This is a genomic window from Paraflavitalea speifideaquila, from assembly GCF_032395985.1.
GTDB classification, from domain to species: Bacteria; Bacteroidota; Bacteroidia; order Chitinophagales; family Chitinophagaceae; genus Paraflavitalea; species Paraflavitalea speifideaquila.
The window spans coordinates 2,337,268-2,362,150 of record NZ_CP135920.1 but is presented as its reverse complement, the minus strand read 5'-3'; the positions used below and the strand labels follow the sequence as shown (position 1 = coordinate 2,362,150).

Below are 24,883 nucleotides of genomic sequence, written 5' to 3'. Positions count from 1 at the left end.
AATGAATTATTGCATCTTTTGCCTTTTTCAGTATTACTACCCTGAAAGATCCTGCATAAAATACGATTCACTTTTGCGGCTTTTGAATAGCCTGCCGTAAATTCACTTTCAAGGCCCATTTCAATCTACCCAATCACCCTGAAATGGCCTTCGGCCTCCAAACTCACCACTTGCCTTTATTCCTCGCCGTCCACCCCATTCTATAGGTAGCAATAGCCAACAAGTTCTATATTTATTACATTCATTGAAGCCTTAAACAACTAGCTATGCGTTTACGCAATTTCGTTATGGTGGCCAGCTTACTGCTAACCACTCCTGCCTTTAGCCAATCGCCCGATGATCTGCCACAAGATTATCTTACGCCGGCCTTTCATGCCAGTCGCCGGGATTCCTTGCGTCAATTGATGCCTGCTAATTCTGTAGTCGTGGTATGGGCTTATCCCACCCGGAATTTTTCAAATGATGTGGATTATGTATACCATCCCAATCCCGACTTGTATTATTTTTCCGGGTATAAGGAGCCGCATTCCTTGCTGCTGGTTTTCAAAGAACCACAAGCAGCAGCTGATGGCAGCACCTACGAAGAATTGTTGTTTGTGCAAAAGCGCGATTCATTGGCAGAACAATGGACAGGGAAGAGATTGGGTGTAGCGGGGTCCAAACAAAAGCTGGGTCTTACTCATGTATACAATGGAGAAGATTTTAAGGCATTGCCCCTGGACTTTTCCAAATTTGACAAGATCATTTTTGACCGCCTGCCTGCAGATATTGCAGATGCCCGTTATGATAAAGCGGACCTCTATGACCTGATCCAACAGTTGAAGGAAAAGGCACAGATAACAGATAATTATGCACAGGATAAACGTTTTGGCACTACTTTATACCGTCAATACACAGGACAGTTGCGCGAAATAAAAACGGATGAAGAACTGGCCCTGCTGCGCAAAGCGGTGGAAATATCCTGCCAGGGACAGGCCGAAGTAATGAAGGCCGTACGCCCCGATATGTCGGAAAGGGAAGTACAGGGCTTACATGAGTTTGTACATAAAAATACGGCGCTGAATATGTGGGTTATCCTTCCATCGTAGGGGCTGGTAACAATGGTTGTGTACTGCACTACCAGGAAAATGAAAAACTGCATGTTGAGAACAAGATGATCCTGATGGATGTGGGCGCCGAATACCATGGGTATACGGCCGATGTAACACGCACAGTACCTACTACCGGCAAGTTTACTCCGGAACAAAAAGCCATTTATGAGCTGGTATATGAAGCCCAGGAAGCGGCTTTCAAATTGTGCAAGGAGGGCACAACCTGGCAGGAGCTGGATAAAGTATCCCGCGGCCTCATAGCCGAAGGATTGCTAAAACTCGGCATCATTAGCAAAAAAGAGGAAGTCAGTAAGTACTATCCCCATGGCTTGGGTCATCATATTGGCCTGGATGTGCACGACAGAAGCGCCTCTCAAAAATTGAAAAAGGCATGGTCATTACCATTGAACCCGGTATCTATATTCCCGAAAACAGTCCCTGTGATAAGAAATGGTGGACCATTGCTGTGCGGATAGAGGACGACCTGCTGATCAAAGAAAAGGATTACGAACTATTGTCCTGGGCGGCTCCCCGTAAGATCAGTGATATTGAGAAAATGGTAGCCGAAAAAGCCCGCTTGATCATTTTACCCTACCCAAACTGGGATCGGGCAAAAAGGATTTTAAATACCTAAATGGCCTTATACACAAAAGAGGTGGGACCCCTTCACAGACCACCTCTTTTGCGCTTTTAAAGGCCTCTCTGCGAGCCAGGTACCCATAAAAACTCATGCCAGGCAGTGTTTTTATGCAATAAATGCGCATTTACCGGCAATCGTACAAAGGACAGTCGATGGGTAAAATTCAGTATAAATACCAAATAATACCGGGTGTTTTTACCAAAAACTGGTAGTTTTTCGCAAAAACACTATCTATTTTTAAGTAATATTTCTAATAGAGATAGAAATATTTACGATACGAAGGGTAATAACTGAAGCCAAAAAACAGGGCAGATTTGCGCTATGTCAATTAATGTTCCTACGGTATCTTTGAATTAGTTGATCCAACTATCCACACAGAAAATACCGCCTCCAATATCCGGCATCCAATATCATCTGAAAAGATCCTTTCAAATCCCTAAAGAGACCTGCGGATTTTATCCAGTGATTCTAATTGTAGCAAAAAGGTTTCTAGAAACATCCTGAAAGACCACATAGTATATCCAATACCTGAAAAGATCAAGATCCGGTAGTATGTGAAAACCCAGTCGATATCCTGAAAGCCCAACCGCCAAACAGATCGTGCCAGACATCCAATACCTTTGAAATGAGTTTACCTTCGTTCGATCGACTGAAAGATTAAGACATTCAAAAAGCCATCGCTTCCAATAGGACGATGGCTTTTTGATTTTTGCTTATCTTACCGGTTATGATGATCAAACCTTACTGGACCTCCTGCCTGCTCGTTTTTAGTATGGCCGGTACTGGTCTTCAATATGTAGCATCGCAACAGGGTATAGTAGCTTCTCTACCTCCCCGGGCGAGCGCTCCTGCTTGCATTACCCCTCTACCCGACACCACTCCCCGTATTGAATTGCTGACCAGCGGCACCCCCACCAGCCTTAGGGGACTAAGTGTGGTTAGCGACCGGGTAATATGGGTCAGCGGCAGTAAGGGTACGGTGGGCCGTTCTATCGACGGCGGCAAGAGCTGGCAATGGACAACGGTGAAAGGGTTTGAGAAACGTGACTTCCGTGATATAGAAGCATTTGATGAAAAGACCGCTGTGATCACCGCCATTGCCGAACCGGCCAATATCCTCAAAACAACGGATGGCGGCCTCACCTGGAAAACAGTATTTACCGACAGCACAAAAGGCATGTTCCTGGATGCGATGGATTTTATCGACAAGAAACGGGGCATCGTAGTTGGCGACCCCATCAATGATACCGTGTATTTTGCTACCACCAAAGATGGCGGCAATACCTGGAAAAAGCTACCAGGCGTAGCGGTAAAAGTGCAGGCCGGCGAAGCCTTCTTTGCCGCCAGCGGCACCAATATCCGTTATCATCCGGATGGCTCTTTTACCCTGGTGTCGGGCGGTAAAGCCTCGCGGCTGATCAACCCTTCGGAATTCCTGCCGCTGGACATTATCCAGGGCCGTGAAATGACAGGCGCTAATTCGATTGCTTTGCGGGGCCGAAGGGCCGTAATTGTGGCGGGTGATTTTGAAAATCCCAAGGATACCACCCAAAACTGCTTGTTCACTCCAGATAATATCCGGGAATGGCAGGCGCCCACCACCAGGCCCCATGGTTACCGCAGTTGTGTTGCCTTCATTGGCGACAGCCAACTGATCACCTGCGGACTGACAGGCGTGGATATCTCTACTGATGGGGGCAATAACTGGACCCTGATCTCAACAGAAGGGTTTCATGTATGCCAGCAAGCCAGGAAGGGCAAGGCCGTATTCCTGGCAGGAGGAAATGGAAAGATCGGGAAACTGGTTGAATAAGCTTCGAGCTGTGAGCTACGAGCCCCTAAAGGGGCTCCCGCTTTGTAGAAGACGTTTATAATGTTTCTTTTGTGCGCTGTAGGCGCACCACCTGAGGTTCGTCGCCTACGGCGCCGCATCGAATACACAACATGTTGCTACAAAGCGGTGCCCCTAAAGGGGCTAAATACCCATCCAATGTTGGTAACTTAAGTAAACGATCAGAATTGCCGACTGCCGATTCTCACGTGCCTCATTTCTTAAACATAAAATAAACGGCACCAAGCAGGAAAACGAAACTGACCAGGTATTTCCAGTGAAACGGTTCTTTGAGGTAAACCACGGCAAAAACAGTAAATACAATGAGGGTGATCACTTCCTGCGTCATCTTCAACTGAAACCCGTTGAACCCATTGGAAAAACCCCAGCGGTTGGCCGGTACCATCAGGCAATATTCAAAAAGGCAATACCCCAGCTCACCAAAATGGCTTTCCACAATGGCAGGTGTTGCTGCTTTAGGTGACCATACCAGGCAATGGTCATAAATATATTGGACAACACAAGCAACAGGATAGTGCGCATATTAAGTTATTTTTGCAGTAGTTATAAAGGGCCGAAATTAGAAATTCGTATATTCATCACAAAACTATCTAAATATGATATCCAGCAAAATTGATGCAGCCCTTAACCGGCAGATCGACCTGGAAGGTTTTTCTTCCATGTATTACCTGGCGATGGGTTCCTGGGCTGAAGTAAAAGGGTATAATGGCGTTGCACAGTTCCTGTATCACCATTCTGATGAAGAACGTCTGCACATGCTAAAGCTGTTTCACTATATCAATGACCGTGGTGGTCACGCAATTGTACCTCCCTTTGCAGCGCCACAAAAAGACTTTAAGAATATCCAGGAGATCTTTGAGATCGTTCACTCACACGAAGTAAAAGTATCCAATGAGATCAATGCCCTGGTGGAGCTTTGCATACAGGAAAAGGATTATACTACCCACAATTTCCTGCAATGGTATGTGACCGAACAAATTGAAGAGGAAAGCCTGGCGCGCCAAATACTGGACAAATTAAAGCTGATCGGAGAAGATAAAGGCGGCATGTACCTCTTTGATCGCGACCTGGGCACCATGAACCCACAGGGTGGCAGCGGCGGTGGAAAAGGCAAAGGCGGCCATTAATACCAATGTGGTAATGTGAGAATTTGAAAATTTGAAAATGTGCTAATGCTTTTGATGTAGCTGTTCGATGAATAGGGAAGTGCCTGTAGGGCTACTTCTAATACATAAAGAAAATCCCGCTTTTGAAGCGGGGTTTTCTTTATAGTGATTTACATTTTCAAATTACCACATTCTCAAATTCTCAAATTGCCTAATTGAGACTTCTAAAGTCAACAGGTACCAGCTTACTTACACCGGGCTCCTGCATGGTTACCCCATAGATCACATCTACTGTGCTCATCGTTTGTTTGTTGTGGGTAACGATGATGAACTGGCTCTCTTCAGAGAACTTGCGGATCATATTGGTAAACTTGCCTACGTTGGCATCATCGAGTGGTGCATCCACCTCATCGAGGATACAGAAAGGTGCAGGCTTGATGAGGTAAATGGCAAACAACAGGGCCGTTGCTGTGAGGGTCTTCTCTCCCCCACTCAACTGGGTGATAGAGGAAGGACGTTTACCCTTGGGTTTGGCAATGATATCAATGCTGGTTTCGGCCAGGTTTTCCGGGTTCTCCAGGATCATATCGGCCGTATCGTCTTCTGTAAACAATGCTTTAAATACACGCTGGAAGTTTTCCCGCACCCGGTTAAAGGTATCGAGGAATTGCTGGTTGGCTGTTGCTTCTACTTCCTGAATGGTTTGCAGTAAGCTGTCCTTGGCAGTTACCAGGTCATTCTTTTGTTCCAGGATAAACTCGTACCGTTTCTTCATTTCCTGAAACGCTTCAATGGCCGTTGGGTTCACCTCTCCCAGGTTTTCCAGGCGCTTCTTCATCCGGTCGCTTTTTTTCCTGCAACTCTTCGGTAGGTACCTCCCCAATTCTTGGCTGGTCGATGATATCATCGAGGTTAATACGGAATTCCACATTAAGCCTTTCTTTCATACCTGCCAATTGGAGCTTCAACTCATTCAGCTTGTCCTTGATCTCAGTAAGCAGGTGCTCCAGCAGTTCCCGTTCTTTTACCTTGTGACGCAATTCGCTTTCCTTTTCATTCAGCGCATTACGCACGTTATAATAAGCCTGGTCGGTTTCGTTCAATATTCTCTCCGCTTCTTCTTTCTTACGCATCAGGTCTAGCAGGCCATTTTCTGCGGCAGTAAGGGTTTCTGCACTTTCCGTCATGTTCTCAATAGTTTGTTTCAACTGTGAGGCATTGGATTCGATCTGTGTGCGGAGGCCAACCAATTGGTTGCGTTTGAACTCCATCTCCTGCGTCAATGCATTGATCTTACTTTGCTGACGGGTTACCTGGAGATTGAACTCATTATAGCTGGCCAGGGCACCGTGGTACTGACTTTCAGCAGCTTTGTAATCCACTTCAGCCGCTTGCAGTTTCTCCCGTACTTCATTCAATTGAGCCACCAAAACCTGCCACTCTTCACGCGTACCCGAGATAGAGGATGTAGTATTTTCCAGGTTCATCTGCAACTCTTCCAACCTGTTCTGGGAAGTACTTTTCATCCCATGCAGGTTCTCGATCTTATTTTGTAAGGAGAATACGAGGTTGGTAAGACGGTTGATATCTTCCTGGGCTTGCTTGATAGCCGTTTCTTTCAGTTGCTCATTGAAGCTGATCACTTCATTGTGCTTTTCCTGGATAGCAGCTTTCAGCTCATTTACAATGCGCTCCTGAACCTGTATTTGCTCATACAGTTTTTCCAGGTTCTTGGCACGGCCAATTTTCTTTCCTTCAAAAATGCCTACACTTCCACCAGTCAGCGAATATTTTCCTTTTACGTATTTACCATGTTTTTCCAGTACAATGGAGCCATTGCTATTGGAAAGGGCATCTTCATTTTCAGCAATGAAAACCTGCCCCAGCAGGTGTTCGGCCAGTTGACGGTATTGTGCATCCACTTCTATTACCTGCATGGCCGGGATGGTACCTGCTGGCTGGTGGCCAGTGGCTTCCACATTGCCGTTGAGCTTATCCAACAGGAAAAAGTTGGCCTTTCCTTTCTTGTTCGCATCCAGCAGATGCACCGCCTGTAGACCTTCCTGCAGGTCATTCACCACATAATAGTTCAGGTAAGGTTCCAGCACGTTTTCAACAGCTGCACGGAACTCTTCCTTTACATAGATAATATCAGATAAAATAGGTGCTGTATGGTTCCAGTTGGGATTCTTGTGCAAGAACTTTACACTCTCAGGATAACCTTCCATCGAATCGATCAGACTTTTCAGCAGGTCGTATTCATTCTTTTGGCATCCAACTTACGGCTTTCTTCCGCCAAGGTCTGGCGCAGCCTTTCCATTTCACCCTGCGTTTGCAATATCTGCTCTTTGGTGCGCTCATGGTGCTCCTGCAGTTGTTGCAGGTCACGCTGGCGGCTTCCCAGTTCTTCTTCTTTGGTGATGTGCTCTTCTTCCAGTTGCTTGAACTGGCTATTGCGCACTTCCTGTTCTTCTTCCAGGCGGGCAATGCTTTGCTCCAGGTTGCGGATCGAGTTGTCGGCAATCGCCACTTTCTTCTCCGCCTCAAACTGGTTACGTTGCATATTGAGGTTTTCGCTACGCAGGCTGTCTACATGCACCCGTTTTTCGTCGAATACCTTGCGTTTTTCCTCACTGGTTTCTTTGAGGTCCACCAGTTGTTGTTGCAGGCTTTCCAGCTTACCTTCCTCTTCAGTAACCTGCAAGGTGGTAAATTCAATGCTTTCTTCCAGTCCTTTCAGTTGTCCCTCACTTTTATTCATGAATTCCTGGAGGCTATTCTCACGTTCCTTCAGGAAGTTCAATCGTTGGGAAGCAAGGTTCTTATCATTTTCTTTCGTTCTTAATGTTTGTAATAGGTCGTTGAACTCGTGTTGCATGCTTTGCAAGGCACGTTCTTTTTCAATGAAACCCACTTTCTCCTGCTCAATGGTAGCTTCTTCATTGGCGATTTCAGCTTCCAGCCTGATCTTTTTATCCGTTTCTACTTCAGACTGGGTATTGAGGTCGCGCCAGGTAAGGTTAAACCCTTCCAGGGAGGCTTTGGCCAGTTCAATGCTTATTTCACGGTATTCTTTCTTGATCTCGTAATACTTCTCAGCTTTTTTTTGCCTGGTTTTCGAGGCTCTTGAGCTGGTTGTTGATCTCGAATAAAAGGTCTTCAATACGTGCCAGATCCTGCTCAGTGGCGTCCAGCTTTTGCTTGGCTTCCTTTTTACGTGTCTTATAAATGGTAATACCGGCCGCCTGTTCCAACATCCGGCGACGGCTGTTTTCTTTGTCTTTGATGATCTCATCCACCATCCCCAGTTCAATAATGGCATAACTGTCGGTACTTACACCAGTATCCATAAACAGGTTCTGGATATCTTTCAGGCGGCACTGTACATCATTGAGGCGGTATTCACTTTCGCCGCTTTTATAGAACTTCCTGGTAACAGTAACGGTATTGAATTCTGTAGGCAGCAGGTTCCTGGTATTTTCAAAAGTGAGGCTCACTTCGGCCAAACCACTGGCCGAACGGGTTTTGGATCCGTTGAACACCAGGCTATCCAGGTTTTCACTACGCAGGTGGCTGATCTTCTGTTCCCCGATTACCCACCGGATACTGTCGATGATATTACTTTTACCACAGCCATTGGGCCCGATAACGCCGGTAATACCTTCATCAAAATTCAGTATGGTTTTGTCGGCAAAACTTTTAAACCCTTTAATTTCTAAGCTCTTTAATCGCACAGTGTCTTGTTTTTTAAGGACAGCAAATATAGAAGAATAGGGGTACAAATTACATAGGCCAATAATTACCCACAGGATTACCCACATAGAAATATACACAAACACTGCACCATGTGGATATCCCCAAGGACTTGTGGATAAAATAGCCTTGCATGGTGAATAAATCCTTTCGTAAAAGCTGCCAATAAGGCACAATAAGCTTATTCCCTTATAATAAAATTGGGTAAATTGGGTAATACCACTTTTATTCACCTACACTGCCAAACGAATGCCATGAAAAGTTTATTTGCAGGATTCTTGTTGTTGGGGACAAGTTCCCTGATAGCGCAAAAGCCACTATTGAACAGGTAAAGCTGGCTGATGGTGATACGTTGAGGGGAAAATTGGACCTGCCAGCCAACGGAGCCATCCGGCAACTGGTCATTTTTATCCATGGTACAGGGCCGGCCACTTATCTTGATCGTAGAAAGGCGGGCGATTCCACCTTCAATTACTTCGACCTGTTTGCCCGGGAATTCAATAAAAGGAATATTGCTTTTTTACTTACAACAAAAGGGGTGTAACCATAGGTGATGCCCCCTACCTACGACCTGGTTGACCGGGAAAAGTACAAAAAGGTATTGCCACACACCGAGGTAGCCGATATAGAAACGGTATTGCGCTACCTGCAGGCGGATAAACGGCTTAAAAAAGTGCCCATTACCTTGCTTGCCTGGAGTGAGGGCACCATACTGGCGGGCATGTTGGCCGATAACAAAAAGAACAATATCCGCGCGCTCTTCCTCGCCGGCTATGCACACGAAAACCTGTCGGATATTATTAAATGGCAGTTCTCCGGCGAATCCTCCATGATCAACATCAATAAGTATTTTGACACCAACCACGATGGCGTAGTAAGCCGGACTGAGTATGAAGCTGATAGCAGGGGGCTACCGCCATGCGTACGAATGGACTGAACAATGCTAAATTTGAAGGGCTGGATATCAATAAAGACAGTGTACTAAGCAGTGACGATTTTAAACGGATGACGGCTATGCGGTACCAATTTTTGCTCAATGCCATCGACAAGGGTAATGATGACTGGATCTGGAACAACTATTTCAGGGTTACTTCGGGCTGGCTAAAGGAGCATTTTACCTTGGAGCCTAATAAAACAAGGTTATTACGGGTCAACACCCCCTCTATATTTTCCAGGGGGATGAAGATGCCAGTACGCCGGCAACAGGTGCTTATGCCTTGAAGGAAGGCTTTAAACAGGCCAATAAAACCAACTTGCAGGTATTTGTCTTTAAAGGACACAATCATGACCTTAACTACCAGGAGTGGATCCGGAAAAAGACCATACCGGAAGGGATTGAGCAGATCTTCGAAGTGGCGGCAACATTAAAATAAATAGTTTAGCCCATGCTTATTAAACAGGTGCATCTGGAAGGCATAAAAGCAGGTACGGTAAAGCTAGCATTTCGCCGCTGGACAAAACCTTCGGTAAAAAAGGCAGTACTATCAAAACCAGTATTGGCCTGGTAACAATAACCGATGTGAAGGAGGTGACAGAGAGCAGCATTACCGACGCACGAGCCAAGGCCGCCGGTTATCCCAATAAAGCTGCCCTGCTGAAAGACTTAAATAGCCGACCTGCCGGAACGATTTATAAAATAGCTGTCAACTACCATGCTCCCGATCCACGCATCGCCCTGCGTCAACAGCGTAATATTTCTACCACTGATTTCGATACGGTCAAAGCCGCGCTGGCACGACTGGACAAATACAGTAAAACAGGTCCCTGGACCAGGCGCATCCTGCTGGCTATCCGCGATAATCCGGGTTTGCGGGCAGCAGATCTGGCGGTAAAAACGGATAAAGAAAAAGACTGGCTAAAGATCAATATCCGCAAACTAAAAGAGCATGGGCTCACCATTAGTCTTGAACCTGGCTATAAACTATCGCCCAGGGGTATGCAATTTTTGAAAAAGTGGTGAGGTAGTCCGGCTTCGTAGTTTTAATTTCGGCAATAAAATCAATCGCCTTGACCAACCCTATGCTCAATCTGGCCAAACGCATCAAATCCATTGCCGATACAGGCCTGCTCTACAGCTCCAACGAATATGACCGCGAACGCTACACGGAACTGCTTGCCATCAGCCATGAGTTGATGGGCCAGCTCACCGGACTGCCGGTTGAAGTGATCAAAAACTTTTATGCGCCCAATAAGGATTATCCAACCGCCAAGGTAGATGTGCGTGGCTTGCTGCTCAATGAGCAGGGCCAGGTGCTATTGGCGCGGGAAATGGCAGATGGAAAATGGACACTACCGGGTGGATGGGCCGATGTGGGTTATTCGCCTGCCGAAGTAATTGAAAAGGAATTCCTGGAAGAAACAGGCCTGCAAGTAAAAGCTACACGCCTGCTGGCTGTATTTGATAAACGTTGTCATCCTCATCCACCCCAACCTTTTTATGTGTACAAATTTGCCTTGTTGTGTGAGCTGAAGACAAAAGAGCAGTCCTTGAATAAGGGGTTTGACATCCTGGAGACAGGTTATTTTCCAGTTGATCAATTGCCTGATTTATCGGAAGAGCGGATATTGGCGGCACAAATTGAATTGCTCTATAAAAAGGCAACGGGAGGAGATTTCGCTGCTTATTTTGATTGAGGTAATGAATCTCAAACGAAGAGGTGACACCTTTCGCCTGCATCGCCAGGGCAGGGTGTCACCTCTTAAAAATTTCCTACAAATCCTAACAATCCCTAAATCATGGTTAGATAGCTGTTTTTGCCATTTCCCAACCAAGCATGGCCTTTTTGCGTTCGGTACCCCAATGGTATTCTCCAATGATCAGGTTCTTCTTAATAATACGGTGGCAGGGTATCAGGTAGGCAATGGGATTGGCCCCAATGGCCGTTCCTACAGCCTGCAATGCATTGGGCTCTTCAATATGGCGGGCGAGTGACTGGTAGGTGCTCACGGTACCATAGGGTACTTCCAACAGGGCATTCCACACCTTTACCTGGAAGTTGGTACCTTTTACCAGCACACTCAGCTTTTCCTGTGATCCGGGTTTGCGGTGAAAAATAGCCTGGGCCATCAGGTCGGTATTGCGGCTATTTTTCGCGCACCAGGGCATTGCCCCACACACTTTCCAGTTCTTCTATGGCCGCACTCCTGTTTTCCTGCTGCAAAAAGGAAAGGTGACATATACCACGACCCGTAACGCCTATAATGCACTCGCCAAAGGGCGTATTGTGAAATCCATATTCTATCAGGATACCGCTCCCCTTCTCTTTGTACTCTTGTGGGGTAACCGCTTCGAGATTAACAAAGAGATCGTACACCCGCGACTGGCTCGACAGCCCCGCTGCATCGGCTGCATCGAGCAGGTTGTCAAAACCAGTAATACGATGTTTGAGGTAGTCGGTAGTCAGAAATTGCAGGAATCGTTTGGGGCTGATGCCTGCCCATTCGGTAAACATGCGCTGAAAATGAAAAGCGCTCATATTTACCTGCGCAGCTACTTCTTCCAGGCTGGGTTGGTTACGAAAATTGACATACAAGTAATCAATAGCCCGGGCTATCTGCTGGTATTGGTAAGCATCAGTAGTCACAGGATCAAAATTTAATATTTTTCTGATAGCATAGTGATGTTTATTAGTGTATGCAATTTGTCCCCGATTACCCGCCTGCTCAACCTGTTTCTTGCTATATTTAACACGGCAGGCATACAACTGTTTAGGGTTATTTTTGATCTTGCAACCAGTTAATACTTTACAATTGAAGGCATTTTATTACTTCCTGGTTCTCATACTGGTATTTAGCAGCCGGGCTGTACTGGGACAGCAGGTAGACAGTATTTTTTTCCACCTGTACACAGACAGTTTGAAGAAAGGAGTGCACAATTACATCAACGTGGATGGAAAATTATCCAATGGTCAATGGCAGCCGCTCACTGCAAAAGAGCTACATTTTACGGCCTCGGCAGGCCGGTTTGAAGGCAATAACCTGATTATTGACACATCCTTTAAAGGGGAGAAAATAGACGTTAAAGCCACGCTGAAGGCCAATGCACAGCTGTGGAAGGAGATTACGATCTATATAAAAACAGAGGATACCACCGAAAGGCTCAAAACGATGGAGGAGGTACTCCCCGGCAGCTCTTCACCAGGGCGAAAGAGCAAAAGGAACCGGCGAAATCCCTGACAACCATCCTCAACCTGGTTTTTATTTCCTACTTATTTAGGCTTGTGGGCCTTGACCTGTTCAGCCGTTGGCTGCCACCACACATAACCATGTTTTTCGGCCAGTTTTTTCCCATCGATACGAATAGGGTCGGCCCTGTTCCAGGGTTGTACAACGGCATGGATAGTCAAAAACTTCAGAGAAGGCACTTCCGACTTCAGGTGGGCCAGTAATTCATTGAGGGCAGCGATCTGTTTGGCCGGATAGGGCTCCGGATTGACTTTGCGCTGGATATTGGCCAGGGATACACCAATGGATGATTTGTTGATGGCCAATCCACCCGGCGCCGGAATGGTAGAACCTACATGGAATGCATGTTTGTTGTTAGGCACGCAGTGAAAAATGATCGACTCGGTATTTTGTGCGTTGGCACTGGTACCCGAATCCTTGCCATCACGGGCAATAATATAATGATAGCTCAATCCTACACCACGTAAATGGTTGATACTGCTTTTAGCGGTTCCCCCTGCAGTAGCATGCAATACCACCATTTCGGGTTTATTGGTCCGGTCCCTGGAAGGGAGGAAAGGATTTAACGCTTGAATATTCATATTGAAGGTATTAGGTGAATGATTTGAAGACACACAGCCAAAGATGGTTATTCCTAACCGGCTTGCCACCGGTCAAAGCACCCTGAATGGCTACCGTGTTTTTACGGGTAACCAGGTTGCATCCAGGTGGCCATGGTATGGTACCAGGTAGGAAGGTCCATAGAAGACGTACGGGTAGTGGTAGCTAAATCTGGAATTATATAAGTGATATAAAACAGCTATAGTATGCTTATTAAAGAGATATTCCAGACTTTAAAAGGTGCCTTATCTCTGCATTATAGCTGCTTTATATGTGGAATATCTCTGGAATATCCTATTATCTAGAATAGTTGATGTATGTAGTAACAATACAGCAAACCACCACTTGGGCTGCTATTTGGACCTATCTCAAATAGACGGTGTTTTGGAGGCCAAAATCGAGTAGGTTGTGAGGGATTAATTCCCTCACAGACCTCTCACACCACCGTACGTACCGACCGGTATACGGCGGTTTGTCAGAATAACTTAGTTTGGTGAGTTGTTTTCCAGTAATAGTAGTTTGCGAACCCTACGTATCCATGCCTGACAAAGTATTCATTATTTAATGCCCTTGTCAATATTGGACTGTGTGCAATGCGGCAATAGCCCCTACGGCTATTTGACCACTCATAGGCTTTCCCAGGATTGATTCCCAGCCTTTTCAGGTTAATCCACCGCGTTTTTGGTCTTTTCCATTGTTTCCATATTCCCATCCTTAGACGCGTTCTTACCCATCTGTCCAGTTCCTCCATTCTGCTTTTGGCTTTGGCTATCCTAAAGTAGTTCACCCAACCAACGATTGTCGCCTCCATCTTCTTTATCTTGTCTTCCACTTTACCGGGGATTTACGCTGAGTTCGCTCTTTCATCTTTTCTTTAATCTTTCTCAGCGATTTGGGCGCAATACGTATTTGCCAGCCCTTTTCGCTTCGGTAAAAAAAAAACCCAGTAGCGTACTGTCATTGGGGCGGCTGACTTTACTTTTTGTGCGGTTTACTTTTAACTTTAGCTTCTTTTCTATGAACTCTGTGATTGTAGTCAGCACTCGAGCCGCTGACTTTTCACTTTTCACATAGATGCTACAGTCATCTGCATATCGTACATACCGGTGGCCTCTTGCCTCTAACTCTTTGTCCAGTTCATTTAAAACAATGTTGCTCATCAGCGGTGATAACGGAGAACCTTGAGGAGTGCCTTCTTTGCGTTCTATCACTACTCCATTCTCCATTATTCCGCAGTTCAGGTACGCTCGCAGTAGCTTCAGTGTCCGCTTGTCCGTTATCTTTTGGGCCAGCGCCGACATTAACCGGTCGTGGTTCACCCGATCGAAAAACTTCTCCAGCTCCAGCTCTACTACCCATTCATTGCCGTCGTTCAGGCTGGTTTGAGCCTGATACACTGCCTGATGAGCACTGCGATTCTCTCTAAACCCATAGCTATAATTGGAGAACTCCGCTTCATACTGCGGACTCAACCACTGGGCTATTGACTGCGTAATTAACCTGTCGATTACTGTAGGTATTCCCAACATCCTTTTACCGCCTCCGTTTTCCTTGTCTATTTCTACTTTCTTCACTGCCTGGGGCGGTACGTGCCTTCTAAAATACTAGTACGCAGTGTTTGCCAGTTGGTATTCAGGTAGTCGCGAAGTTCATCGGTCTGCATACCATCTATACCTCCAGCCCCTTTATTGGCAGTTACCTGCTTAAAGGCTTTTTGTACATTGCGGATATCTAATATTTCTTCCAGCATACTATTACTTAAAAAAAAAAAAATCATCCCAGCGTTATTCCCATTGGTTGCATGATGAGGCTCAACTCCTCCTGTGTTTTACTTTTAGCTTCCGGCTTATCCTCACACAGGTAGTTTTCTAATGTTCTTCTATTGTAATCGCCTCAATCATAAACGTCTTGTTCATTTTCGCCATTCTAACATTCGGCCCTTCGGTTTGGCTGTGAGTCTTCCGTCTTTGCCCTTTACGGGGAGATGGCTCGTTTCCTTCCTACTACGGCTTCGGCTGACTTCTGCTCTAAGCGAAGAATCGCCTGCAGACCTCCCGGGGTAAGTATATCCGCTTTCCGTTCATGTAGCCTCTGCATTTACGTTCTGACAGTCTGCACAGTGTAGGGTTTCTGTTTGTGTTGCAACATCACCCATGTCAGCCCGCCTTGTATGCAATTTCTGTTCGTAGGCTCGAACGTTTGCCGCCGGCTTCTTTCAGATTCCACCTCGCGATGGACACCCTTGCCCTTGGCTAATACTATGCACTGTAACACGTATTCGGGACTTTCACCCTAGAGCTGATATACATGCCCGGCACACAACGAAAGGGTGTACCGGAATCCGGTACACCCTTTATTATCAATCAATTAGATTATTTCGCTTATTTAGCGCCTGCTAGGGCAGGACCTGCCATTTTTGGCATCTTCCAGGAACTTGGCCAGGCCAATATCGGTTAAGGGATGTTTCAACAATCCCAGGATCGGCTCCAGCGGGCTGGTTACCACATCAGCACCAGCTTCAGCACATTTTACAATGTGGAGGGGGCTGCGGATAGAAGCTGCCAGGATCTCTGTTTTATAACCCTGGAGGTTATAAATATGAGAAACCTGCTCAATCAGCTGGATACCGTCCCAATTGCTGTCATCAATACGGCCAATGAAGGGAGAAAGGTAGGTAGCGCCTGCTTTGGCAGCCAGGATGGCCTGACCAGCAGAAAATACCAGGGTACAATTGGTTTTGATACCATTATCAGAAAAATACTTAATGGCTTTGATACCATCTTTGATCATGGGTACTTTTACAATGATATTGGGGTGAATAGCTGCGAGTTTCTTACCCTCTTCCACAATATCCTTGAATTCAGTCGAGATCACTTCTGCGCTGATATCACCATCCACCATTTCGCAAATGGTGAGGTAATGCTTCATAATGGCTTCTTCACCTTTAATGCCTTCTTTGGCCATGAGGGAGGGGTTGGTAGTTACACCATCGAGGATGCCTAATTCATGCGCTTCTTTGATCTGGGCCAGGTTGGCCGTATCAATAAAAAATTTCATACTATTAAAGTTTTGAGATGTTGACCAGAATATGCTGCTGGCTGTTGAAAGAGAAGTATTTTTTCCGGAGCAGAAGATGTGTACAGGTTACCATTGGCCAGGCTCTTGGATAAAAAAAAAGAAAAAAAGGCAGATTACTTACATCGCACCGCTACAACCGCCTACCCTTGCTGCCTTCCGGCCCTGGGGGTTCAGCAGGAGCTGGTCGTGTAAGACCTGCCGGCTGCAAAGATAAGGCAAAACAACTAATTACTGATTATTGATTCTTAATTATTTCCACAAATGCCTACAATGAGACAAAATGAACAAAATAATTATTGATTACTCATTACTAATTATTGACGATTTCTATAATCACCCTCCAACCTGCGCTGTTTCACACAGTAATTCAATAGGTCAGGAGCTAATGATCAATACTCATTAATAAATAATCACTTACTGCCGCCATCCTGGCCTACTTGTCAATGAGTTAACGGTGGTTATACCAATCAGCTCATCTGCCCGGCCGCCCAGGTGACGATAATATACCAAAATGGTATAGTTGTTTTCGGTTTCCCAGTAATTGCCTTCGGTAAAATCAAAAGAAGCCTTTCTCTTTTTGTCGTTGCGGTCGATGGTAGCATAGCAATAATCATAATACCCCATTTTCAGGAACAGGCTCCGTTCATAGGCGCCTTTTTCGGTATTGAATACCATTTTGGCCGAATCGTTCAGGTTGTAATTGGTGAGCTGCCCTACAATAAAAACATCCTTATCGGGAAAAGGAGCATTATTACCTGGTACGAAAGTAAAATGCACGGTAGCATAATCGGCCTGCCAAAGGGGATTGACGCTTTCTGTGGTTTCGATGGTAAACATACCATTGTTATCGCGGAAGAAGTTAAAACGCTGGGAGCTTCTGTTGGCATCCGGACGTACTATAATGTCGGTACTGCTGGTACCATATTTTACACTTTCTATGCGATCGCTCTGGAATCGAAAACTGCGCATATCAAGCCAGCGCCATTCCTTGCCAGCCGGGAATACAGCATCATTTTCCGTATTGTATTCCAGTGTATTCCTGGAAAAGAAGGAAGGCCTGATATTGGTCACAGCATTATCCCAGCGATAATTTTGGAGAATGACCACCTGTATCTGCTGCAGTTGATTTACCACGTTGAGGCCTTCGTTCAAGGCTACTTTGAATTGTATTTTTGATGGGTGCGGAAGATCTGGCCATTGAAAGGCTGTTGTATCTGGGCTGAAATAGCAGATTGTTCTTTCACAACCAGCATCCTTTTGGTAATTATCAGTTTGGAAGTATCACCATTCAGGAAAACTTTAAGGATATAATTACCAGACCGGCTAGGCGCGCAGTTTCTGTCGGGTAAGGTGGCCTGGTAATGGGTATAACGGGTAAAAGCAATAGAAGAAACCCGGTAGGTATTGATGCGTTGCTGGGAAAAGCCACTGATAAAATCGAATTGGCTCAAAATGGCGGGAGTCCAATCAGCATTGCAAAGCTGAAACGTATAGGAGTAGTTTCTAACATTGGCATCCAGGTCATCAAAATGCAGTTCCAGGCCGCCTATAGCTCCCAAAGTAATAATGGGCTGGCCCAATTGGTTGCCATAGGGATGTAATAACACGGTTTGTATCCGGGGAGAATATACGGCATCGGGTATCTGTGCCTGCACCGTCAGTAATTTTAACAGGAGTATGCACAGCAAAATATATTTCATCCGCTTGTTTTTTCGTTAATGGTCAGCAGGAAAAGTTCCTTGCTTTGGGTTGCAACTGAAAATACTTTCGGGCATTTTCGATGTTGAAGGTATAGAAATCCTCAAAAGACAGCTTTTTGGAATGGAATGGTTGCTTTCTGTTATTTTTACGACCGAAAAATCAATGCCGATTGAATATCGCCGCCTTTATAGCCCGCCGCATCGCTTTTAATCAACAAAAGTCGTTTTCCCGATTTGTGATCCGCCTGTCAATCGGCGCCACAGTGATCAGTGTAGCCGTAATGATCCTGACGATTGCATTTGCCAGTGGGTTTCAAAAAACGATCGCCCAGAAGGTATTCAGTTTTTGGGGGCATATCCGCATACAGAGTTTTAATGCTACTTCGGTATCCATTGCGGAGGAAGTCCCTATCCCCAAAAATGATTCGGTATTAAACCTCATAAAGGTCAATCCGGACATTAAAACGGTACAGGCTTTTGCTACTAAAAATGCCATCCTTAAAACATCGGCCACCATCGAAGCAGTATTGCTAAAAGGGGTGGAAAAAGAGTATGACTTTGGCAACCTGCAAAACTTCCTGGTAGAGGGGCGTTGGGTACATTTTAAAGACAGTGGTTATAGTACAGAGATCAATTTATCGGTCTATACGGCAACACAGTTAAAGTTGAAGGTGAATGACCAGGTGCTCATCTATTTCATTCAACGGGGCGCTCCTCCCCGCCCCGAAAATTGACGCTGGCCGGCATTTTCAAAACAGGTATTGAAGATTATGACAAACATATTGCCATTGGCGACCTGAAGCTGATACAACGGCTCAATGACTGGGACAGCACGCAGGTAGGTGGTTATGAAATATTTTTACACGATTTCAATAAGATGGACAAGGTAAGTGAGGATATTGTTACCGAGCTGCCCATTGGCCTGAAATCGACGACTATCAAGAATATTTACCCAAACATTTTTGATTGGCTGGCCCTGCAAAATAAAACGATTGCCATTGTACTGACGATCATGATCGTGATCGCTACGCTGAATCTTATTACCTGTTTGCTGATACTCGTATTGGAACGTACGCGGATGATTGGGGTGTTGAAAGCTCTGGGGGCTCGTAACCAAACGGTTCAACAGGTTTTTCTGTATCATGGATCTTATATTACTTTCACAGGCTTATTACTGGGCAATATCATTGGATTGGGTATCTGCTGGTTGCAACAGCGGTATGGCTTTATTCCCTTGCCCGAAGAGGCTTATTGGATATCCAAAGCAGTGGCCGATGTGGTTTGGTGGCATGTAGTGCTGGTAGATGTGGGCACCTTCCTGGTTTGTTTCCTGGTTTTACTGATTCCCACCATCATTGTACGGAAAATACAACCGGTTAAAGCGATTAGATTTAGCTGAGAACAGCTACGAGCATTGAGCTACGAGTTACGAGTCCTTTGCTTTGTATTGGCTCGAAGCTCATAGCTAGCAGCTCGAAGCTATTTTACAATATGCGATAAGATGATGCCGGTAGCTACGGCCGCATTGAGCGACTCGGCCTGGCCTTTCCGGGGAATGGTAATGCGGTGGCTACAAAGTTGTAACAGTTCTTCCCGGATGCCTTTCGACTCATTGCCGATGACCAGCACCCCCTCCAGGATTTGCGGCAACTGGTGCAGGTTGGTACCATGCAGGGTAGCGGCATAAGCTGGTATACCAGTATGTTGCGCCATAAAATGGGTCAGGTCCTCATAGATCACCTGTACACGGCTAATGCTTCCCATGGTAGATTGAACCACTTTAGGGCTGAAAACATCGGCACTATCGGGACTGCAAATGATGGTAGAAATGCCAAACCAGTCGGCACAGCGGATGATGGTGCCCAGGTTGCCAGGGTCCTGTATGGTATCGAGCATCAGGAAAAGCTGGTCCCGGTAACTGGTGATTTTCGGAAACCGGGGTTTTCTGAAAACACCCAGCACCTGGTTGGGCGATGGGAGCAGCGATAGGCGTTCCAACTCCTTTTCACTGACCTCAACCACGCTACCAGCCTGCATTTGGGGGTGTTGGCTTATCCAGTCCGGCACTGCATAAAGCTGCTGTACCTGTATGTTGGGCCTGCTTAAGAGTTCGTTAATAATCTTGGGGCCTTCGGCAATAAATACGCCTTCCTCATCTCTTGATTTTTCTGGCTTAAACTTTGAATATATTTGACCTGCGATTTAACCAACATTGCACCTCGTTTATAAGTTATATGACATCCGGCCGGCAAGTTAGCTTTTTACATTTTCCAGGTGGTCTTTATATGGCCTGCTCTGTATGATACTGGCTGCATCCTGCTCAGTGAGGAATTACAATTCCAGCAAACCTTTTCCTTACCGCACGACGATTAGTATTGAAGGCAAAACCCCGGAATATGACCGGCTGGACCTCCAGACAAAGTTAGAGAACCAGGTAGACGACAGTTTGAAAACCCGGCTCATCGCCTCCTTGCTGGTCCTTAAAACGCTCAAAAATCCACCTGTCTTTGATTCCCTGAATATTGGCCGCTCAAAAATATACCTCACTACCCTGCTTCATTCAATGGGTTATTTCAACCCGGTTATCCGGGATACCTTTTACATTAAAACCAAGCAAAACAAGCGGCGCGGTGAACAGAAAAGGGTGTTTACGGATTTTTCCATTACGCCTGGTGTGGCCATGCGCCTGGATTCCATTGGTTATGCAATGGAAACACCCGAATTGCAGGAATTGGCGCTGAAAAGCCAGAAGGAATCGTTGTTAAAAAGGGAGCGCCCTATTCGGATCAGCATGTAAACGGCGAGCTTGACCGCTTATTGGGGGTGTACCGGGATAGTGGCTATTACAAATTCTCCAAAGAAAATCTCTATGCCGAACGGGATACGGTAGTAGCTGCGCTGATCGATCCTACGTTGGACCCATTTGAGCAATTGCGTTTATTGGATTCGCTAAGTAAAAAACGGGAAAAACCTACGATCAGTGTTACCATCAGGCAGCGGCCTGTAAAGACAGCACGCATATTCAAAAGTATTATATTGGGAATGTAAAAGTATATCCCGATCAATCGATCCTGGAAGATACTATTACCTCTACCCGCGACAGTACCACGATACAGGGTTATCAATTCTATTACAATACGAACCGGTTTAAATTGCCCTTTATTGCTAATAATATCCGCCTGCGTCCCGGCTCGGTTTATTCCCAACGGCGCTATTACCGGGCGATCAATACTTTTAATCAATTGGGCGCTTGGCAAAACGTGGACCTAAGCCTGCAGGAAAGGCGCGATACGGTGCCCTGCTGGATGCAGTATTGCGTTTATACCCGGCTATGAAGCACAGTCTGAATGTAGACTTTGAAACCAGCCGGAACGTAAGTGAATTCCTTTCCCAGGGTACGTTTTTTGGATTGGGTCTTAATTTCCGGTTACTGAACCGCAATGCCTACCGGGAAGCGATTCAAACCAGCACCAATGCACGTTTTGGTATTGAGATTGGTACGCACCTGGTACAAACCCTGCAAGCAAGTCTTTCGCATAATATCTACTTTCCCAAGGTCATTTTGCCCAGGTTCCTGCTGGATTGGTTTCCCCGGAAACCAGAAGGGAATGAACGCACCATTGCCCGGCGTACAGTACTGAATATGACGGGCGCCTATACCGACCGGCGGGATTTCTTTAAAGCGCCCTCTTTTAATACCTCCTGGGGATATGAATGGACGCGGAGAAAAACCAGGGCATCAGACCCCGATAATGCAACACAACGATGGACCAAGAGTTATACGTTAACCCCTTTAATTTTGAGTATACCGACCTGTATAAAACAGACAGTTTGCGGAAGCTGGAACAGGACATCCCGGCCTACAGGTTTGCCTTTAATGACGGAATGATCATCAGTACCATATTCAGTGTAACTGCAGGGAAGCAATATGATGACGACAAGAAACTGACGTTGATACGGGGCCGTATAGAAGAAAGTGGTGGATTATTTGGACTGATCAAAAGTCTTGAACTGGGCGACCTGCGCCGTTTTGTAAAAGTGGATGGAGAGGTAAAGCATTATATTAACCGCAAACGGTCGTCGTGGGCTTTCCGCGCCTTTGGCGGTATTGCCTTCATTTATGGTAAAACAGATACCGCCGGCGTGATCGTCAGAGAAAATAACCTGCCCTTCTTCAAAGCATTCTTTGCAGGAGGTCCGTATAGTATGCGCGCCTGGCAGGTACGAAGGCTGGGGCCAGGTTCCTCTACGTTGTATGACCAGAGTGATACAACACGGGTAGACCGGTTTGGTAACATGCAATTGGAGTTCAATGCCGAGTATCGTTTTAATATAACCACCATTGCGGGTGTCAAGGTAAACAGCGCCCTGTTTGTTGATATTGGCAATATTTGGAGTAAGGAATATGAGAATGGTCAAAAAATCCCGGAATCCTCTTTTAAGTTAAGCCGGTTGTATAAGGATATAGCGCTGGGGGCCGGTACGAGCTTACGCCTGGATTTTGAATTTTTCCTGATCCGCCTCGACTGGGCTTACCGCCTTAAAAACCCTCGATATGCCAGCGTGAATAATGGCTGGTTCCAAAAAGTAGATATCGGCAGTGGGCAACTGCAATTGGGAATTGGGTATCCGTTCTAGTCGGCAATCGTGAATCAATGTCGTTTAGATAAGTTATAAGGTGAGTCACTCTGCCGCCCGGCAGATGTAGCGCAGCAGAGTGGCCCACCTTTGTTCCTGGAAAAAGGTTTACTAACCAAACGACATTGAATCGGCAATCTTTGGTGTCGAATCTTTTCGTAGTAATGGGCTCGCGGCTGTGCATTTCCCTGCTATTGCCCTAAAGCTGTTTTAATCATTGCCTGTGCCTCTTCTACTGTCATTGATTGATCAATAGTAAACGCCCCGATCCTGGTACGGCATAAACTACTGAGGTGACCTCCACAGCCCAGGGCTACGCCTACATCATTGGCCAAGCTACGGATATAAGTGCCGGTAGAACAAACCACCCTGAAGTGAACAATGGGCATATAAGTAGCGGTAATATCGAATGCTTTGATGGTGATCTTTCTGGGCTCTAATTCTACATGCTCTCCCCTACGGGCCAATTCATACACGCGTTTACCATCTTTCTTAATGGCCGAATGGATCGGCGGCACCTGCATTATTTCTCCCATGAATTGGGTAGTCACCTCCTGCAGTTGCCGGGGAGTAATGGCTGAATAATCTTTAAAGTTTTCAGGGTCACTTTCCAGGTCGTAGGTGGGAGTAGTGGAGCCCAGTGTAATGGTACCCGTATACTCTTTTTCCTGGGCCATGTATTCATTGATACGTTTGGTAAACTTTCCCGTACATAAGATCAGTAGTCCCGTAGCCAGGGGATCGAGGGTACCGGCATGGCCTACCTTTTGATCTTCATCTGCCCTCTTAATTTACGCACCACATCAAAAGAGGTCCATTCAAGGGGTTTATTGATCAGCAATACCTGTCCATCAGCAAAAATATTATTAACGCCCTGTTCCATGCGGCGAAGATAGTGGAAAAGCCCGCCATCACGTGCAGGAAGGCGGGCTTTATGGTTCTAATGGGCATGTTCTCCATCTCCTGAATTGGTCATCTTGGCCAGTACAAAAATACACCTTTGGTTACGATACGCGCATCAGCCGGTATGGATCTAAGCAGGGTTATTTGCGTATACCCTACCTCCGAAGTACCCTTTGCAACAGGTACTTTTTCAAATGTCACCCCCTTTTCCGGCTGCTTGGCGGGTTCCTTATGATCATGGGGTTCTTTCTCGTTATGGGGTTTGCTATCCTTGCCCTCCTGGTGGTGCTCCTCTTCGGTATGCGGGTCGGTTACCATGAAAATATAATCCTGGCCCTGGTAGGTAACGATCGCATCCTGAGGCACGGCAGGGGCAGTAATTTTATCCAGGCTGATCAGTGCCGTAATGTTCATACCATCGATCAATCCTGTTTTATCGCCTTTCACCTGTGCATGCACGCTCACAGCCTTGCTTTCATCCTCGAACGTAGAACCCAAAGAGAATATCTGCGCATCGTATTCTTTACCAGGATTATTGGTCAGTGTAAAGTGTATACTTTGGTTGTTCTTCAACTTTGGAAGATCCTTTTCATAAATAAAGAGATCGAGATGCAGCTGGCTATTATCGATCACTTCTGCTACCGGTGTACTAACATCCACATAGCTACCCATCTTAACCGAAACATTACTAACAATGCCACTAATGGGCGTGCCTAATGACAATACGGACATCAATTTGCCATTAGAAAGCGTGGCCGGATTGATACCCATTAGTTGAATTTGTTGTTCAAGTGCAGCTCTACGGGTATTGAGTGACCTTACATCAGACTCGGCGGCCTGCAGGTTCTTCAACGCGCCTGCATTGCCTTGATTCAATTCTTTTGACGAGTCAACTCCTGTTCCGCCAATACTGCTTTGGGACCAATGGCCAGGTACTCTTCCTGCATCTTGATGAAATCGGGATTGGCAATGGTAGCTATTACCTGTCCTTTCTTTACGATATCGCCAGGTTGTATCAACAGTGATTTAATTACCCCGCTGTAAATGGAGTTAATGAGCGCTTTGTTTTGATTGGGAACCCTTAATGCGCCATTGGCTCTGACTGAAGCCGTCAATTGTTTTCCTCTATTTCCCCCAGTTCAATACCAATACTTTTGACCTGGTCAGCAGTAAAGGTGGCCGTATTCTCATTTTTGTGCTCACCTTCATGCGCTTCCCTGGCTGCAGGCACTTCTGCGTTGCTGTCATTGCTCTTGCAGGATATTTGAAGGAAAGCCATCAAGGCAATGGATATCATCCAGCATACATTTTTCATCGGTAATATTTTTTGTGCTATT

At 46.0% G+C, this 24,883-nt stretch carries 35 protein-coding genes, 1 other RNA gene and 3 pseudogenes; 19 read left to right on the top strand and 20 right to left on the bottom strand.

Going from position 1 to position 24,883, the window contains the following annotated elements:
- Positions 1-266 precede the first annotated feature (266 nt).
- From RS881_RS16350 to RS881_RS16335, 4 genes and pseudogenes are all read left to right on the top strand, one after another.
- On the top strand, positions 267-1,088 hold the full coding sequence (locus tag RS881_RS16350) for an aminopeptidase P N-terminal domain-containing protein (RefSeq protein ID WP_315822049.1): 822 nt from the start codon (positions 267-269) through the stop codon (positions 1,086-1,088).
- Positions 1,067-1,512, top strand: a pseudogene (locus RS881_RS16345) (M24 family metallopeptidase); the annotation flags it as partial. The gene RS881_RS16350 and the pseudogene RS881_RS16345, both read left to right, overlap by 22 nt.
- 45 nt (positions 1,513-1,557) lie before the next feature.
- Positions 1,558-1,725, top strand: coding sequence for a hypothetical protein (locus tag RS881_RS16340; RefSeq protein WP_315822047.1), 168 nt, complete (start codon positions 1,558-1,560; stop codon positions 1,723-1,725).
- Between the two features lie 733 nt (positions 1,726-2,458).
- Positions 2,459-3,544, top strand: coding sequence for a WD40/YVTN/BNR-like repeat-containing protein (locus RS881_RS16335; RefSeq protein WP_315822046.1), 1,086 nt, complete (start codon positions 2,459-2,461; stop codon positions 3,542-3,544).
- 232 nt (positions 3,545-3,776) lie between these two features.
- On the opposite strand, the pseudogene RS881_RS16330 reads toward RS881_RS16335, so the two are convergent.
- Positions 3,777-4,066 (bottom strand): annotated as a pseudogene (locus RS881_RS16330) (DMT family protein).
- Positions 4,067-4,179: 113 nt separating this feature from the next.
- Here RS881_RS16330 and RS881_RS16325 point away from each other — a divergent pair.
- Positions 4,180-4,710: a ferritin gene (locus tag RS881_RS16325; protein ID WP_315822045.1), complete on the top strand. Its 531-nt coding sequence runs from the start codon at positions 4,180-4,182 to the stop codon at positions 4,708-4,710.
- A gap of 190 nt (positions 4,711-4,900) precedes the next feature.
- On the opposite strand, the gene RS881_RS16320 is transcribed toward RS881_RS16325, so the two are convergent.
- From RS881_RS16320 to RS881_RS16305, 4 genes are read right to left on the bottom strand one after another with little or no spacing between them, the layout of a single operon-like run.
- On the bottom strand, positions 4,901-5,527 hold the full coding sequence (locus RS881_RS16320) for a coiled-coil domain-containing protein (protein ID WP_315822044.1): 627 nt from the start codon (positions 5,525-5,527) through the stop codon (positions 4,901-4,903).
- Positions 5,478-6,917 carry an SMC hinge domain-related protein gene (locus tag RS881_RS16315; RefSeq protein ID WP_315822043.1) on the bottom strand — a complete coding sequence of 480 codons (1,440 nt, stop codon included), beginning with the start codon at positions 6,915-6,917 and terminating at the stop codon, positions 5,478-5,480. The genes RS881_RS16320 and RS881_RS16315 overlap by 50 nt, the downstream gene beginning before the upstream one ends.
- Before the next feature lie 17 nt (positions 6,918-6,934).
- On the bottom strand, positions 6,935-7,852 hold the full coding sequence (locus RS881_RS16310) for a coiled-coil domain-containing protein (RefSeq protein ID WP_315822042.1): 918 nt from the start codon (positions 7,850-7,852) through the stop codon (positions 6,935-6,937).
- Positions 7,785-8,423 (bottom strand): AAA family ATPase, encoded by a 639-nt coding sequence (locus tag RS881_RS16305; RefSeq protein ID WP_315822041.1) that lies wholly within the window; start codon positions 8,421-8,423, stop codon positions 7,785-7,787. Before RS881_RS16305 ends, RS881_RS16310 begins: the two co-directional genes overlap by 68 nt.
- Positions 8,424-8,794: 371 nt before the next feature.
- Here RS881_RS16305 and RS881_RS16300 point away from each other — a divergent pair, with 371 nt between their 5' ends.
- The 6 genes from RS881_RS16300 to RS881_RS16275 all read left to right on the top strand — a co-directional run bounded on the left by RS881_RS16300 (position 8,795) and on the right by RS881_RS16275 (position 11,076).
- Positions 8,795-8,986: a hypothetical protein gene (locus RS881_RS16300; protein ID WP_315822040.1), complete on the top strand. Its 192-nt coding sequence runs from the start codon at positions 8,795-8,797 to the stop codon at positions 8,984-8,986.
- 6 nt (positions 8,987-8,992) lie between these two features.
- Positions 8,993-9,379 carry a hypothetical protein gene (locus tag RS881_RS16295; RefSeq protein ID WP_315822039.1) on the top strand — a complete coding sequence of 129 codons (387 nt, stop codon included), beginning with the start codon at positions 8,993-8,995 and terminating at the stop codon, positions 9,377-9,379.
- Positions 9,361-9,663, top strand: a complete 303-nt coding sequence (locus RS881_RS16290) for a hypothetical protein (protein ID WP_315822038.1) — start codon at positions 9,361-9,363, stop codon at positions 9,661-9,663. The genes RS881_RS16295 and RS881_RS16290 overlap by 19 nt, the downstream gene beginning before the upstream one ends.
- Positions 9,660-9,815 carry a hypothetical protein gene (locus RS881_RS16285; RefSeq protein ID WP_315822037.1) on the top strand — a complete coding sequence of 52 codons (156 nt, stop codon included), beginning with the start codon at positions 9,660-9,662 and terminating at the stop codon, positions 9,813-9,815. The genes RS881_RS16290 and RS881_RS16285 overlap by 4 nt, the downstream gene beginning before the upstream one ends.
- A 146-nt stretch (positions 9,816-9,961) precedes the next feature.
- Entirely contained in the window at positions 9,962-10,402 is a 441-nt protein-coding gene (locus tag RS881_RS16280; protein ID WP_315822036.1) for a hypothetical protein, read from the top strand.
- Between the two features lie 47 nt (positions 10,403-10,449).
- Positions 10,450-11,076: an NUDIX hydrolase gene (locus tag RS881_RS16275; protein WP_315822035.1), complete on the top strand. Its 627-nt coding sequence runs from the start codon at positions 10,450-10,452 to the stop codon at positions 11,074-11,076.
- A 106-nt stretch (positions 11,077-11,182) separates the two neighbouring features.
- Here the strand turns inward: RS881_RS16275 and RS881_RS16270 are convergent, their stop codons facing one another.
- Positions 11,183-11,548 carry a methylated-DNA--[protein]-cysteine S-methyltransferase gene (locus tag RS881_RS16270; RefSeq protein ID WP_315822034.1) on the bottom strand — a complete coding sequence of 122 codons (366 nt, stop codon included), beginning with the start codon at positions 11,546-11,548 and terminating at the stop codon, positions 11,183-11,185.
- The gene (locus RS881_RS16265) at positions 11,526-12,026 is read right to left on the bottom strand and encodes a helix-turn-helix domain-containing protein (RefSeq protein ID WP_315822033.1); all 501 of its coding nucleotides are present in this window, start codon (positions 12,024-12,026) and stop codon (positions 11,526-11,528) included. The genes RS881_RS16270 and RS881_RS16265 overlap by 23 nt, the downstream gene beginning before the upstream one ends.
- Positions 12,027-12,162: 136 nt before the next feature.
- Here RS881_RS16265 and RS881_RS16260 point away from each other — a divergent pair, with 136 nt between their 5' ends.
- Positions 12,163-12,618 (top strand): hypothetical protein, encoded by a 456-nt coding sequence (locus tag RS881_RS16260; protein ID WP_315822032.1) that lies wholly within the window; start codon positions 12,163-12,165, stop codon positions 12,616-12,618.
- A gap of 32 nt (positions 12,619-12,650) precedes the next feature.
- Here RS881_RS16260 and RS881_RS16255 read toward each other — a convergent pair whose 3' ends face one another.
- The 7 genes and pseudogenes from RS881_RS16255 to RS881_RS62275 form a co-directional block, all read right to left on the bottom strand.
- Entirely contained in the window at positions 12,651-13,208 is a 558-nt protein-coding gene (locus RS881_RS16255) for an N-acetylmuramoyl-L-alanine amidase (RefSeq protein WP_315822031.1), read from the bottom strand.
- A 494-nt stretch (positions 13,209-13,702) separates the two neighbouring features.
- Entirely contained in the window at positions 13,703-14,059 is a 357-nt protein-coding gene (locus RS881_RS16250) for a group II intron maturase-specific domain-containing protein (protein ID WP_315816028.1), read from the bottom strand.
- A 52-nt stretch (positions 14,060-14,111) separates the two neighbouring features.
- Positions 14,112-14,801: a group II intron reverse transcriptase/maturase gene (locus tag RS881_RS16245; protein WP_315822030.1), complete on the bottom strand. Its 690-nt coding sequence runs from the start codon at positions 14,799-14,801 to the stop codon at positions 14,112-14,114.
- Entirely contained in the window at positions 14,798-15,004 is a 207-nt protein-coding gene (locus RS881_RS16240; protein ID WP_315822029.1) for a hypothetical protein, read from the bottom strand. Before RS881_RS16240 ends, RS881_RS16245 begins: the two co-directional genes overlap by 4 nt.
- Positions 15,005-15,612: 608 nt before the next feature.
- Positions 15,613-16,284: a fructose-6-phosphate aldolase gene (gene fsa, locus RS881_RS16235; RefSeq protein ID WP_315822028.1), complete on the bottom strand. Its 672-nt coding sequence runs from the start codon at positions 16,282-16,284 to the stop codon at positions 15,613-15,615.
- Positions 16,285-16,408: 124 nt separating this feature from the next.
- Positions 16,409-16,506: signal recognition particle sRNA small type (ffs, locus tag RS881_RS16230), an RNA gene on the bottom strand.
- A gap of 213 nt (positions 16,507-16,719) precedes the next feature.
- A pseudogene (locus RS881_RS62275) lies at positions 16,720-18,005 on the bottom strand (type IX secretion system plug protein).
- Positions 18,006-18,175: 170 nt separating this feature from the next.
- Here RS881_RS62275 and RS881_RS16220 point away from each other — a divergent pair.
- A complete protein-coding gene (locus RS881_RS16220) occupies positions 18,176-18,739 on the top strand; it encodes an ABC transporter permease (protein ID WP_315822027.1) in 564 nt (187 codons plus the stop codon).
- On the top strand, positions 18,736-19,404 hold the full coding sequence (locus RS881_RS16215) for an ABC transporter permease (RefSeq protein WP_315822026.1): 669 nt from the start codon (positions 18,736-18,738) through the stop codon (positions 19,402-19,404). Before RS881_RS16220 ends, RS881_RS16215 begins: the two co-directional genes overlap by 4 nt.
- Before the next feature lie 80 nt (positions 19,405-19,484).
- Here the strand turns inward: RS881_RS16215 and RS881_RS16210 are convergent, their stop codons facing one another.
- Complete coding sequence (locus RS881_RS16210; RefSeq protein WP_484557634.1) at positions 19,485-20,126, bottom strand: RNA methyltransferase; 642 nt, start codon at positions 20,124-20,126, stop codon at positions 19,485-19,487.
- A 178-nt stretch (positions 20,127-20,304) separates the two neighbouring features.
- Between RS881_RS16210 and RS881_RS16205 the strand changes: the two genes are divergently transcribed.
- The 5 genes from RS881_RS16205 to RS881_RS16185 all read left to right on the top strand — a co-directional run bounded on the left by RS881_RS16205 (position 20,305) and on the right by RS881_RS16185 (position 22,643).
- The gene (locus RS881_RS16205) at positions 20,305-20,802 is read left to right on the top strand and encodes a hypothetical protein (protein ID WP_315822024.1); all 498 of its coding nucleotides are present in this window, start codon (positions 20,305-20,307) and stop codon (positions 20,800-20,802) included.
- 20 nt (positions 20,803-20,822) lie between these two features.
- Positions 20,823-21,053 carry a hypothetical protein gene (locus RS881_RS16200; protein ID WP_315822023.1) on the top strand — a complete coding sequence of 77 codons (231 nt, stop codon included), beginning with the start codon at positions 20,823-20,825 and terminating at the stop codon, positions 21,051-21,053.
- A 104-nt stretch (positions 21,054-21,157) separates the two neighbouring features.
- The gene (locus tag RS881_RS16195; RefSeq protein ID WP_315822022.1) at positions 21,158-21,340 is read left to right on the top strand and encodes a hypothetical protein; all 183 of its coding nucleotides are present in this window, start codon (positions 21,158-21,160) and stop codon (positions 21,338-21,340) included.
- On the top strand, positions 21,337-21,894 hold the full coding sequence (locus RS881_RS16190; RefSeq protein ID WP_315822021.1) for a hypothetical protein: 558 nt from the start codon (positions 21,337-21,339) through the stop codon (positions 21,892-21,894). Before RS881_RS16195 ends, RS881_RS16190 begins: the two co-directional genes overlap by 4 nt.
- On the top strand, positions 21,837-22,643 hold the full coding sequence (locus RS881_RS16185; RefSeq protein WP_315822020.1) for a BamA/TamA family outer membrane protein: 807 nt from the start codon (positions 21,837-21,839) through the stop codon (positions 22,641-22,643). The genes RS881_RS16190 and RS881_RS16185 overlap by 58 nt, the downstream gene beginning before the upstream one ends.
- A 191-nt stretch (positions 22,644-22,834) precedes the next feature.
- On the opposite strand, the gene truB is transcribed toward RS881_RS16185, so the two are convergent.
- The 5 genes from truB to RS881_RS16160 all read right to left on the bottom strand — a co-directional run bounded on the left by truB (position 22,835) and on the right by RS881_RS16160 (position 24,861).
- Positions 22,835-23,380: a tRNA pseudouridine(55) synthase TruB gene (truB, locus tag RS881_RS16180; RefSeq protein ID WP_315824501.1), complete on the bottom strand. Its 546-nt coding sequence runs from the start codon at positions 23,378-23,380 to the stop codon at positions 22,835-22,837.
- A gap of 23 nt (positions 23,381-23,403) precedes the next feature.
- On the bottom strand, positions 23,404-23,526 hold the full coding sequence (locus RS881_RS16175; RefSeq protein ID WP_315822019.1) for a hypothetical protein: 123 nt from the start codon (positions 23,524-23,526) through the stop codon (positions 23,404-23,406).
- Between the two features lie 89 nt (positions 23,527-23,615).
- Positions 23,616-24,422 (bottom strand): efflux RND transporter periplasmic adaptor subunit, encoded by an 807-nt coding sequence (locus RS881_RS16170; RefSeq protein ID WP_315822018.1) that lies wholly within the window; start codon positions 24,420-24,422, stop codon positions 23,616-23,618.
- Positions 24,419-24,661 carry an efflux RND transporter periplasmic adaptor subunit gene (locus RS881_RS16165; RefSeq protein ID WP_315822017.1) on the bottom strand — a complete coding sequence of 81 codons (243 nt, stop codon included), beginning with the start codon at positions 24,659-24,661 and terminating at the stop codon, positions 24,419-24,421. The genes RS881_RS16170 and RS881_RS16165 overlap by 4 nt, the downstream gene beginning before the upstream one ends.
- Positions 24,658-24,861, bottom strand: a complete 204-nt coding sequence (locus RS881_RS16160; protein WP_315822016.1) for a hypothetical protein — start codon at positions 24,859-24,861, stop codon at positions 24,658-24,660. The genes RS881_RS16165 and RS881_RS16160 overlap by 4 nt, the downstream gene beginning before the upstream one ends.
- Positions 24,862-24,883 lie beyond the last annotated feature (22 nt).